Origin of the sequence: Devosia sp., assembly GCF_035944845.1 — a bacterium.
GTDB lineage: Bacteria > Pseudomonadota > Alphaproteobacteria > Rhizobiales > Devosiaceae > Devosia_A.
This window is the reverse complement of the sequence record NZ_DASZAW010000037.1, coordinates 1-11640: the sequence shown is the minus strand read 5'-3', so window position 1 is coordinate 11640 and position 11640 is coordinate 1. Positions and strand designations below refer to the sequence as shown.

Here is an 11640-nt window from a genome sequence, read left to right as displayed (position 1 = left end):
TAATAGTTGCCAACGACAACTATGCTAAGGTTGCTATCGCTGCTTAATGCGGCGCCGGCACCTGAACTAGAAGTCCTCCGGGCCTAGCAGTCCGACAGGCGGGGTTCGCAGGCACCTGGCAACAGAAGCCTGCACTTCCCTTACCCGCCGGCGATCGCACCCGCGTCCCCAAATCACGGGCGCGGAGTAGCATTTTGCCTTGAATTGTCCCCCTCCGAGCGGTGATATGGCCCCCTACGGGGATTCCCCCGCACGCAAGGACGATATGGCTGAAGACCTGATCCGCTACGATATTCTGGCCCAGGAAGCGCTGCGCGGCGTGGTGCGCAAGGTGCTGTCCGAAGTGGCGCGGACTGGCCTGCCCGGCGACCACCACTTCTTCATCTCCTTCGTCACCAAGGCGCCGGGAGTCCGGATGAGCCAACGGCTGCTCGAGCAGTATGACAAGGAAATGACCATCGTGCTGCAGAACCAGTTCGGTGCACTGAGGGTCACCGAAACCGGCTTCGAAGTCGAGCTTTCCTTTGATGGGCGACCGGAACTCCTGGCGATCCCGTTCTCGGCCATCAAGGGCTTCTTCGACCCCTCCGTGCAATTCGGCCTGCAGTTCGATGTCGAGCGCGTCGTCGGCGACGATGGCGAAATCGAGCCTGAGACCGCGGACGAACCGCATGCCGACGCTCCGGTCAAGCCGATTGCGGCACCCGAGGCACAGGGCGAAAAGGTCGTGAGCCTCGACAGCTTCCGCAAGAAGTGATGGCGCAGTGGAGAAGCGCTCGCTGACCATTGCTGGCCATCGCACCAGCATTGCCATCGAAACCGAATTCTGGGCCGGGCTCGAGGCGATGGCGCTTGCCGGCGGCAAATCGATTGCGGCGCTGATCGCCCAGATCGATCAGGAACGCGAAGCCCCGAACCTCTCATCGGCCGTGCGGCTTGCCGTACTTGCCTGGTACCGCGATCGCTCCAGTTAGTTCCCGAGCCCGATATCCATCGGCCGGTTGAACTCCTCCAGCGCCTTGCGCAGTTCGTCTTCCTGCTCGGCTTTGCGTGCGGCTTCCTCGTCTGCGGCCTGCTTGGCTGCGGCTTCTTCCGCCGCTTTCCTCGCGGCGGCCTCCTCGGCCGCCTTCTTCGTAGCAGCTTCGTCGGCTGCCCGAATGGCGGCAGCCTCTGCGGCAAGTCGCGCCTTTTCAGCCTCTTCGGCGGCGCGCCGCGCTTCATCCTCTTCGCGCAGCTTTTCCAGCCGCGCCACCTCGGCTTCGTAGGCCTTGACCATTATGGCGTCGACCAGGCCCGAGACATCGAAGGTTCTTTCGGGCGCCAGCAAGGTGCCGCCAAGTCTTGCCGAGGCGCGGGCCGAGCCAGCATCAACCAACGCCGCCTGCGTCACCGCCGTCGGCGCAACGGTGTAGTCGCCAGCAAGGACGAGATCATCGAGGCGGACCGAACCGCTGCCAAACAGCTGGCCGCCATCGCCTTCAATCGACAGGTTCGGGCTCCGCAACACGCCGCCCGCGACATTGAAGCTGCCGGTTACCCTCGGCGCTGAGAATGGGCCATCATCCAGCCGGTCCTCGATCAGGGCACTCAACTCTTCGGGCTGCATCTCGAGCAGCTTGTCCAGGTTGGTCACTTCGCCGATCGCCTGCGGATCGAACCGCTCGATCTTCAATCCACTCACCGTGTAGGTGCCCTCGCCGGTCAGCGCGCCGATGATCCCGGCGACCGAACCACCGGTGCCGTCGAACCGACCCGAGGCATCGAGTTCGCCGTCAAGCGCCTCAGCCACAAGTGGCGGCGCAATACTGTCGAGGGACACGCCGGTGAGCGAGATCCGCCCGGTGACCTGCTTGTCGGTCAGCGGGCCGGAGCAGCAGACGGCGAGTTCGAGGCCAACGGAGCCGGTCCCGAGCCTGCCGGTCAGGTTCCTGAGGCGGGTGGTCGTGGCATCCCAATCGAGATCGAAGGCGAGGTCGGTGACCAGCGGCTTGCCAGCCGTTGCCAGGGCCGGCGCGGTGACCGAAACGCGTCCGACGGTGGTGCGCGGCACGGCACCCGTGGCCAGCGGTCCATCCGGCCAGATGCCACTGCCGGCGAGCTCGGACGCCGGTCCGGTCAGGGTCCGCAGCAGCCCACCCATGTCCACCTGTCCGGCGACAATATTGCCGCTGATGGCACGGGTGGCACCGCGATTGGCCAGCTTCAGCGCACCGCTGAAGCTTTCGCCGCCAGATGTACCGGTGATATCGGACAGCTCAATATCGGCGAGTCCGGTAAAACCGACGCGGGCCGAGGCCGAGATGGCGGGCAACGAAACCCCTCCGGCGCCGAGCCATTCGGCAACCGCGCTCGGGTCGGCGAGGGTCGCCTTGATTGTTCCCTTGCCGCCATAAGCCGCTGGATCGGTGACGATGAGGTTGCCGGAAAAGCCCAGCGAATCCCCACCGCCTTCGACCAGTACCGTGGTCTCGAGGCTGTTGGCGATGTTGCCGTCGATGACTCCCACCAGGTGTATCGGCTCGCCTGAAGCAAACAGGCGGACATCGCCGAGCCCGAGTTGCGAGGTCATCGCGGTCGAATCCGCCGACTTCATATCCAGACGGATCTTCACCGGCCCCGACAGCGCGCGAAGGAACCCGGCCTGCAGCTCGGCGTCGGCTGCCACCTCCGCCGTGCCCAGTCGGCCGGAGATCGCCAGGCTCTGCGCACCGTCCCCGCTCGGCGCATCGAGCCGCAACGCCAGGTCGGCCGGCAGTGACCGCGCGAGGAAGCGGCTCAACGGCGTCGATGCACCGATTGCCTGGTAGAAGCTCGCCAGCGCCGGGGCATCGGCGGACGAAACGGTGAGGGTTCCCGAGCCGGAGAGCTCCGGCCTGGTGATCGAACCAAAAGCGGTGAGCGACGCCTTGAATTTCGCACCGCCGAGATCGCCCGCCGAGATGTCGTCGATCACCAGCACCCCGCCATCCCATGAGCCCTTGGCGGAAAGCGCCCGGCCATTGAGCCCGCCCAGCGTCATGCTGTCGGCGACAAACTCGAACTCCCCCTTCGGAAAGCTCGCAGGAAACGCTGCATCGGCATTGAGGTCGGGCAGCAGGGCAAGCAGCGCTGCGCTGCGCGCCGCACCGAGCTGGCCCATGTCGGCGGTGAGGTGAAGGTCGGGCGTCGCACCGAGCCCGAGTTGCGCCGAGAACGAGCGCGCCTCGCCCTCGAGCTCGATACGTCCATCGCTGACCGAAAGCGTCTCGCCGACCAGGTCGACGCGCGCCTCGATCGATCCCGGCATGCCGAACAGCGGGTTGCCGGCGGCCGGCTTCCGCCACAGCGTGGTAAGCGCATCGAGCCGCTGCGACTTGAGCGACAGCCTGCCGGAGAACTCCGGCTTACCGGTCTCGGTCGTGACCTCGCCGGCGAGCGATACGCGGGTGTCGCCCGGCAGGACGCCGGTCAGCCCGCGCACCGTCCAACCGCCATCATGGACCGTTGCGTCGAGCCGAACGTTGCGGAGTGAGAACGCCCGCAGGTTCACCTCGGCGACATCGAGGCCAATAGTACCGGGAATGCCCGGTGCCGGCGGCAGCGGCAACTCGCGCAGCAGCCGGATCAACTCGTAAGGCTCAACGGCCTGCTCGGCCGTCGCATCGCGCGGCGGCAGTGCCAGCAATCCGCCGGAGATCACGGCGTTGAACGCCATGCCACGACCGAGCGTCACATCGGCTGCGCCAAGCAGGCGCGTGGCGGCACGGTTCTCGTCGGGGATCACCACATAGTCTGAAAGCAGCACCTTGCTGGGGCTGGCTTCGACCTTGCTGGTCATCACCAGATCGCCCTGCCCCGCATCTTCTGCCCCATCCTTGGCCGGCCTGGCTGGTGGCTGGCGGTAGGTCATGGTGCCGCTGAAACCGGGCGTCAGGCCCGGAGTCAAAACGCCTTCGGCCGACAGGGTGAAGCGCTCGTCGGCCGGCCTCAGCGTCATGGCGAGGGGCCCGCCACCCTCAGCATCGAGCTGACCGGTCGTGAGGCGCAACGCGTAGACCGTGCCGTCGACATTGCCGGTACCCTGGAACGAGAACGGGCCGCGCAGCGCCTCGAGCTTCACGTCGCCGGTAACGTTCGAAGCGATGTAGGTCTCGCCGCCCCGCGCATCATGCAGCTTGACGGTACCGCCGCTGACCACCGCATTGGCAACCGAAATGTTGCTGCTCACCGCCCGAGCAAGCGCGATGCCCGCATTCACGGAGCCATCGGCCGCCACCTCGATCGATACCGTCGGCCCGTCGAGCTGCAGCTCAGTGACATTGTAGCGATCGCGCAGGAAATCGATCAGCGAGAAATCGGCTTCAACCCGCTCGACCGTCAGGCTCGGCGCCTCGGGCCGCCCGGCGCTGACATTGGAGAAGGTCAGTTTGGGCTGCGGCAACAGCGAGAAAGCCACATCGCCCTCGATCCGCACGGGGGTGCCGAGCACCTCGCCGGCGATGGCGGCGAGGCGATCGCGGTACTGCCCCCAGGGGATGAAACTGGGCACGACAAAGGCCGCGGCGAGCAGCAGGATCGCGATGACGCCGACGACGATGTAGAGCCGGTTGAGCACGGGGCCGGTGAATCTCCTCAGAACTCAATCAATTGTAGGCAATGGCTCATGCCCCGTCACGCGTTGAACGGTGCCTCGGCATCACTATCGTGGCTTATGCGACACAAGTGCCGCTGATGTGAACGGACTTTGGCGAAGTGCGAGTCGCCCGAAGCCCCTACATCCATTTCTTCTTGCGCATGAAGAGGTAGATGGCGACCCCGAGCACGCCGAGGAACCCAGTGACGATCCAGAACGCATAGGGACTGTTGTGAAAGGGAATGCCCTCGACGTTCATGCCGAGGATCCCGCTGATCACGGTCAACGGCATCAATACCACCGTTGCGGCGGCGAGCAGCAGCATGGTCTGGTTCATCTGCTCGGCCCGGGTATCGAGCAGTTGCTCGTGCACCAGCACGGCCCGCTCCGACAACGTCTGCATCTCGTCGCCAAGCCGCGCGGTACGAGCCGCTGCCTCGCGCAGCCGCACCCGGTCGCGGGCGGTGAAAAAGCTCAGGTCTTCGATTTCGAGCGTCGTCAGCACGTCGCGCTGTGGCCAGATCAGCCGGCGCATGTTGATCAGGGTGCGGCGCAGGTGCGCGAGTCGCGAGCGGCTGTCCCCCGCGCGGTTCAGCATCAGGGTTTCCTCGATAGTGTCGAGGTTGTCGCCCATGCGTTCGATCAGCGGCTCGATGCGGTCGGCCGCCCGCAGCGCAAGGCGCGCGACGAGGTCCGCCGGGGAAACCGGCGCGTGATGCGTCTGTTGCCACTGGGTGATGCCGAGGAACTCAACGATGTTGAGCTCGGACGCAATGATGACGCGCCCCTTCTCGATCCACAGCGTCAGCAGCTGTCGGCCGACATCCTCGGGGTCGGCCCCGGGGCGGGCGACACGCAGCACCACCAGCGCCCGGTCATCGAGCACGGTGCAGCGGCTGCGGGTCGAAGGCACGGTGATGAGATCGGCGTTGAAGTCGCCGAGCTCGCGCTTCAGCCAGACCTTGAACTCCGGCGCTCGCGAGTTGCCCGAGATCAGCGCAAAGCCTTTCGCCGGGGTGGTGAACGACGCCTCCTCGGCTTCCTCGAGCTTGCGCACGCCACCGCGACCGTCGAACTGGACGATGGTCATCCAGTCCTTGATCGGCTGGCGCTGGTTGCTGGCCGGCATTGCTTCACCCATCGGGGTTCCGTTAGCTCAGGCGTGACAGAGCCTCGGTGAGGCGGCCACGGCGGTCCTCCGCCTCGGCGCGGCGGCTGCGCTGTTCTTCGATCACCTCTTCGGCGGCCTTGGCAAGGAACTGCTCGTTGCTCAGCTTCTTGTCGATCTTGTCGATCTCGACCGTCTCCTTGGCGATGTCCTTTTTAAGCCTACCGCGCTCAGCATCCAGATCGATGACACCAGCGAGCGGCAGCACGAAAGTTGCTTCGCCGAGGATCAACTGGGCGGAGTCGCGCGGCACGTCGGAGGTGTAGTCGACGCTATCGAGGCGGGCCAGTCGGGTCAGGGCCGAGAGATTAGCCTCGACGCGGGTGCCGGTAGTCTCGCCTGCCCCGACGACCAGCAGCTTGACTTTGGCGCCGGCGGGAACGTTCATCTCTTGGCGGACCGAGCGAATGCCCGAAATCAGCGACACCAGCCAATCGAGCTCGGCCTGCGCTTCTTCGTCTTCCAGCCCGGCCAGTTCCGGCCATTCCGAGATGATCAGCAGCTTCTCGCGCGCCGGGCCGGTCTTGCCGGTTTCGGCCCACAGCTCCTCGGTGACGAAGGGCATGAACGGATGCAGCAGCTTCAGGATCTGGTCGAGCGCGAAGGCGGCGGTCGCCTGCGTCTCGGCCTTCGCGGCCTCGTCCTCGCCGGTGAACACGGGCTTGGCCAGCTCGATGTACCAATCGCAGAACGTGCCCCAGACGAAATCGTAGGCGGCATTGGCGGCTTCGTTGAAGCGGTAGTCGTCGAGCGCCGCGGTGACGCTCGCCACGGCCCGGGCAGTCGAGCCGATGATCCAGCGGTTGATCGCGAGCGTGTTCTTCCTGGGATCGTACGCCTCGACACGGGCGCAACCGTTCATTTCGAGGAAGCGCGCGGCGTTCCAGAGCTTGGTGACGAAGTTGCGGTAGCCCTCGACGCGGGCAATGGCGAGGCGCATGTCGCGGCCCTGCGCCGCCATGGCGGCGAGGGTGAAGCGCGTGGCGTCGGCGCCGTATTCGTTGACGAGGTTCAGGGGGTCGATGACGTTCCCCTTGGTCTTCGACATCTTCTGGCCCTTCTCGTCGCGGACCAGGGCATGCATGTAGACGGTGTGGAACGGCTCGGTGCCGGTGAACTCCAGCCCCATCATCATCATGCGGGCAACCCAGAAGAAGATGATGTCGAAGCCGGTGACGAGCACATCGGTCGGGTAGTATTTGGCGAGCTCCGGGGTCTGGTTGGGCCAGCCCATGGTCGAGAACGGCCACAGCGCCGACGAGAACCAGGTGTCGAGCACGTCCTCGTCGCGATGCAACGGCACCTTGCTGTCGCTGAGCTCGGCGAACGGATCGCGGTGCTTGCGCAGGTTCCAGGTGTCGGCATTCAAGCGATCGCGCTGCGTGGTGTCGAAGCCGCTCACCGCCTTGGCGTAGTCCGGCGCATTCACGCCGCCCGAATAGACCTCGATCTTGCGATTGCCGTAATACGCTTGGGCAAGTTTGATCGCTTCGGCCTCGTTGTCGGCAACGAAGCACTTGAGGCCGGCATCGCGGTTGTTGAAATCCGGGTCCGTGCTCAGCCGCGGGCCATACCAGGCCGGGATCTGATGCCCCCACCAGAGCTGGCGCGAGATGCACCAGGGTTTGATGTTCTCCATCCAGGCGTAATAGGTGTTCTCGTAGGCCTTGGGGACGAACCTGGTCCGCCCCTCCTTCACCGAGGCGAGGGCCGGCTCGGCGAGGATGTCGGCCTTGACGAACCACTGGTCGGTGAGGAACGGCTCGATGACGATGAGCTTCGACTTTTCGTCATACGGCACCATGATCTTCTTGTCGTCGACCCAGACGAGAACGCCCGATGCCTCGAGTTCGGCAATGATCTTGGTCCGCGCGTCGAAGCGGTCGAGCCCGCGATACTCAGCCGGCACAGTGTTATTGAGCTTGGCCGTGGTGGTGAAGATGTTGATCGGCTTCAGGCCATGGCGCTGGCCGACTTCGAAATCGTTGAAATCGTGCGCCGGCGTGATCTTGACCGCGCCCGAGCCGAGTTCGGGGTCGGCATACTCGTCACCGATGATCGGGATGCGGCGGCCGACGATCGGCAGGATGACGTGCTTGCCGATGAGGTGCTGGTAGCGCTCGTCCTCGGGGTGCACGGCAACCGCGACGTCGCCGAGCATGGTCTCGGGACGGGTGGTGGCGACGGTGATGGTCTCGGGGCTGCCCTCGATCGGGTAGCGCAGATGCCACATCTTGCCGTTGGTCTCGATGTTCTCGACTTCGAGATCGGAGATGGCTGTCTCAAGGCCCGGGTGCCAGTTGACCAGGCGCTTGGCACGGTAGATCAGGCCCTTCTCGTAGAGGGTGACAAACACCTTGCGGACGGCCTCGGAAAGGCCCTCGTCCATGGTGAAGCGCTCTCGCGACCAGTCGGCCGAAGCGCCGAGGCGACGCAGCTGGTTGAGGATGGTGCCGCCGGACTCCGCCTTCCACTCCCAGACGCGCTCGAGGAACTTCTCGCGCCCCATCTCGCGGCGGCCAGGCTGCTGGCGTTCGGCCAGTTGGCGCTCGACGATCATCTGTGTGGCGATGCCCGCGTGGTCCGTGCCGGGCTGCCAAAGCACATCCTTGCCGCGCATGCGCTCGAAGCGGATCAGGATGTCCTGGATGGTGTTGTTGAGCGCGTGCCCGATATGCAGCGAGCCGGTGACGTTGGGCGGCGGAATGACGATCGAGAAGGTCTCGGCGCCGGGCTTGGCCCCAGCCCCGGCCTTGAAGGTACCGGCCTTGTCCCACTGCTCATAGATGCGGGTTTCGACGGCGGCGGGGTCGTAGGTCTTCTCAAGCATCGGTGGTTTCCAACGGCAAACGGCCCGCGCGCACCAAAGCGCCGGCGGGCCCCAGAACTCAGTGGCTAGGTCTAAAGCAAAGGCGTAAGGGGGAAGTCAACACAAACGGATGTGGTGACGGAAGGTAGGTGGATGCAAGAGCCTCGCTCGAGCACCGCATCCAACCACAGAGTGCGTGTGAGTGGCTTACTTGCCGCCGCGCGAAACCCGCGCAATTTCCTTCTCGACCATGCGTTCGACCACCGAGGGCAGGTTCTCGTCCAGCCATTCCTTCAGCATCGGGCGCAGCATCTCGCGCATCATGTCTTCGATGGTCACGCCGCTGGTGACCGTCGATAGGCCCGAGAGGCGAGCGAAGGTGCTCTTTACCGCCGACTGGGTGGTCGGCTCGAGCAGCTCCTCGGCAAGATCGGCGGAGAGCGACGGGTCCGGCATCGGGGCAGCCATCGCGACCGAAGCTGCCGGTCGCGGCGCCGGGCGCTCATAGGCCGGCGCTGCGGCGCGGGGCGGCGCAAGAACGGGGGCTGGAGCCGGTGCTGGCTCCTCTTCCTGTTCGAATGAGATGTCGTCCGGATCGATCAGCGTGGCGTCCAGTTCAGGAGCCGGGGCGCCGCCACCCACCAGCTCGGAGAAGCTGAGGCCAGGTTTGGCGCCATCTTCGGCTGCGGTGTCGCGCAGGATCTGTTCGGACGAAAGTGCCAGCGGCTCGGGTTCGGGCTCGACGGGGCGCGGGGCCGGCTGCGGCACGAAGCTGCGGGCGGGCGCGGGCGCCGGCATCACCGGCTTCTTGGGCGCCGCTCCGGCGTCGTCATCGGCGATGATCTGCCGGATCGACGACAGAATTTCGTCCATCGAGGGCTCTTTGGGCGCTGGCTTGTTCATAACTGCCTCACATTACCCGCCAGATACGCGGCCGCACTTTGGACGGATTCGGCGCGATGACCGAATCGTGTGCATCCAATTTAGTGCAAGCGATGGCGCTTTGTGAATCGGCGGCACACCAGCCATGGCGTCTTCCCCCAGGGATTTCCGGGGGACGACAGTTTCGTGGCGCTTGACCCGGAGCCTCAGGCGAGCGCCGCCCGGTTGCGGAAGATGATGTAGACAAAGATGCCCATGCCGACGATCGTTGCAATCGAAGCGATCTGGGCCAGCCATTCGCCCTGCCCCGAAGTCGCCATGGCCACGCCGACCCCAATAGTCAGGGCGCCGAGCAGCGCCACCCAGAAGTGCACCAGCGCGAGCCTCGTCTGTGCCGCGGCGGGGACCAACTTGTAGTAGACCCCGTAGATCACCATGGTGACGAAGCCGACGAGATTGTTGTGGGCGTGCCCTGGCGCCAGCGCGTGATCCTGTGTGATGGCCATCTGGATGCCCCACGCCATACCGAGCAGCGCCAACACGGCGCCAACCATGATGAACCAGAACGGCAGTGACTTCATGCTTTCCCCCAAAACTTGCGGTCGCCCTCGCGGCCGCTTCAAAAAAAGGCCGCGACGCGGGATACGCATCGCGGCCTGATTCTGAGGGTATGCCGGCATCGAGGCCCGGTCCATCCGGACCAGGCGGCCGATATCAGTCGTCGCTGAGGGCGCGGAGCTCGGCCCACACATCCTCGACATTGGCGATATAGCCGTCGGCCGAGTGCATCGCGACGCGCAGGCCGAGCACTTCGGGCGACAGCTTGCCCGAAGCGGCGAGCAACGAGAACGCGGCGATCATCTTGGTCGAGCGCGCCGTAATCAGCTGCTCGCGCGCCGAGGTCAGTTCGGCCTGGGCATTGAGCACGTCGAGCGTGGTCTTCTGGCCGACATCGCGCTCCTGGATGGTGCCATCAACCACCAACTGGCTGGAGCTGACCGCGGCCTGGGCCGAGTCGATCTGCGAAGTGGAGTTCTGCAGCGTCGACCAGGCCGAGATCACCGACTCCTTGATCTCGTCGCGGGCCGACAGCGCATCGACCTCGCTCTGGATCTGCTGGATGTTGGCCTTGCGCAGGCTCGCCGACAACGCACCGCCCGAGTAGATCGGGATCGACAGCGACAGCTTGGCCGAACCGCCCAGCGCACTGCTCGTGCCGCCGAGCTTGCTGGAATAGCTGGTGGTCGCATCGATCGCACCGATCAGGCTGAGGGTCGGGCCGAACGAGGCGCTGGCCGCATCCGATCCGGCCTGGGCCACGCGGATCGCCGCACGAGCCGAGAGCAGCGCCGGGTGACGCTCCTGCGCCGAGGCGATGGCGCCGTCGATCGAGGTCGGCAGCGACTTGCCGAAGTTGAAATCGGACGTGAGATTCTTGGGCTTGTGGCCGACCCAGCGCTCATAGCTCGCCTGGCTGGTCTGCAGGGAAGCGATGGCCGAGCGGTAGAGCGCCACCGCGGCGACCTGGCGCGTCTTGGCCTGCGACACGTCGATCTTAGTGCCTTCACCGAGGCGCAGACGATCTTCCGAAGAGCTCACCTGGGCATCGAAGAACGCCATATTGTCGGAGCGCAGCTGCACCAGCTGGGTGTCGCGGATCACCGCGTAATAGGCCTGCACCACGGCCAGCAGCACGTTCTGCTCGGCGTTGCGCAGCGCGTATTTGGCCACTTCGGTGCCGGCCCGGGCCTGCTCGATCTCGGCGTCGGTCTTGTAGTTGTCGAACAGCGTCTGGCTGTAGTTGATGCCGGTCGAGACACTGGCCGCGGTGTTGAATTCCCCGCCCTGCGGCTGCTCCCAGGATCCGCCAATGCTGCTCGACAGGCCCAGCGAAGGCAACTGGCCGGATTTTGCCAGCGCGATATTCTCGGCCGTGGCCTTCACATTGAGCAACGCCGACATGATGTTGGGATTGTTCTGATACGCGCTTTCCAGCGCCGCCCTCAGACTCTCCGCATGCGCCAGCGTCGGCAGCATGCTCAGTGAAACGGCAAGGGCGCCCGCCCGCATTGCCCCCAGGAAACGCATAGTCAAAACCTCCGACAGCCTTCCGACGTTACGTCGGGCACATGGGACGCACAACCTCGCAACTCAAGTGTTGCGAGGTTT

Annotated in this window: 8 protein-coding genes and 1 other RNA gene; 3 read left to right on the top strand and 6 right to left on the bottom strand. The window is 65.2% G+C overall.

The genetic code is table 11. The annotated features are described in order from the left end of the window. From ssrA to VGV07_RS06460, 3 genes are all read left to right on the top strand, one after another. Positions 1-136, top strand: a transfer-messenger RNA (tmRNA) gene (gene ssrA / locus VGV07_RS06470); the annotation flags it as partial. A 129-nt stretch (positions 137-265) separates the two neighbouring features. Continuing rightward, positions 266-757: an SspB family protein gene (locus VGV07_RS06465; RefSeq protein ID WP_326867871.1), complete on the top strand. Its 492-nt coding sequence runs from the start codon at positions 266-268 to the stop codon at positions 755-757. 7 nt (positions 758-764) lie between these two features. Continuing rightward, positions 765-974, top strand: coding sequence for a ribbon-helix-helix domain-containing protein (locus tag VGV07_RS06460; protein ID WP_326867870.1), 210 nt, complete (start codon positions 765-767; stop codon positions 972-974). Here the strand turns inward: VGV07_RS06460 and VGV07_RS06455 are convergent. The 6 genes from VGV07_RS06455 to VGV07_RS06430 all read right to left on the bottom strand — a co-directional run bounded on the left by VGV07_RS06455 (position 971) and on the right by VGV07_RS06430 (position 11559). Continuing rightward, positions 971-4594 carry an AsmA family protein gene (locus VGV07_RS06455; RefSeq protein ID WP_326867869.1) on the bottom strand — a complete coding sequence of 1208 codons (3624 nt, stop codon included), beginning with the start codon at positions 4592-4594 and terminating at the stop codon, positions 971-973. The genes VGV07_RS06460 and VGV07_RS06455 overlap by 4 nt on opposite strands. A gap of 157 nt (positions 4595-4751) precedes the next feature. Further along, positions 4752-5753: a CorA family divalent cation transporter gene (locus VGV07_RS06450; RefSeq protein ID WP_326867868.1), complete on the bottom strand. Its 1002-nt coding sequence runs from the start codon at positions 5751-5753 to the stop codon at positions 4752-4754. 10 nt (positions 5754-5763) lie between these two features. Next, the gene (locus tag VGV07_RS06445; protein ID WP_326867867.1) at positions 5764-8610 is read right to left on the bottom strand and encodes a valine--tRNA ligase; all 2847 of its coding nucleotides are present in this window, start codon (positions 8608-8610) and stop codon (positions 5764-5766) included. 186 nt (positions 8611-8796) lie between these two features. After that, positions 8797-9462, bottom strand: a complete 666-nt coding sequence (locus tag VGV07_RS06440) for a DUF2497 domain-containing protein (RefSeq protein WP_326867866.1) — start codon at positions 9460-9462, stop codon at positions 8797-8799. A 215-nt stretch (positions 9463-9677) separates the two neighbouring features. After that, positions 9678-10052, bottom strand: a complete 375-nt coding sequence (locus tag VGV07_RS06435; protein ID WP_326867865.1) for a hypothetical protein — start codon at positions 10050-10052, stop codon at positions 9678-9680. Between the two features lie 133 nt (positions 10053-10185). Beyond that, positions 10186-11559: a TolC family outer membrane protein gene (locus VGV07_RS06430; RefSeq protein ID WP_326867864.1), complete on the bottom strand. Its 1374-nt coding sequence runs from the start codon at positions 11557-11559 to the stop codon at positions 10186-10188. Between the last annotated feature and the right edge of the window lie 81 nt (positions 11560-11640).

Coding starts and splice junctions, on each gene's coding strand:
- VGV07_RS06440 (WP_326867866.1), bottom strand. CDS start 9,462: ATGGACGAAATTCTGTCGTCGATCCGGCAGATCATCGCCGATGACGAC.
- VGV07_RS06445 (WP_326867867.1), bottom strand. CDS start 8,610: ATGCTTGAGAAGACCTACGACCCCGCCGCCGTCGAAACCCGCATCTAT.
- VGV07_RS06450 (WP_326867868.1), bottom strand. CDS start 5,753: ATGGGTGAAGCAATGCCGGCCAGCAACCAGCGCCAGCCGATCAAGGAC.
- VGV07_RS06465 (WP_326867871.1), top strand. CDS start 266: ATGGCTGAAGACCTGATCCGCTACGATATTCTGGCCCAGGAAGCGCTG.
- VGV07_RS06435 (WP_326867865.1), bottom strand. CDS start 10,052: ATGAAGTCACTGCCGTTCTGGTTCATCATGGTTGGCGCCGTGTTGGCG.
- VGV07_RS06430 (WP_326867864.1), bottom strand. CDS start 11,559: ATGCGTTTCCTGGGGGCAATGCGGGCGGGCGCCCTTGCCGTTTCACTG.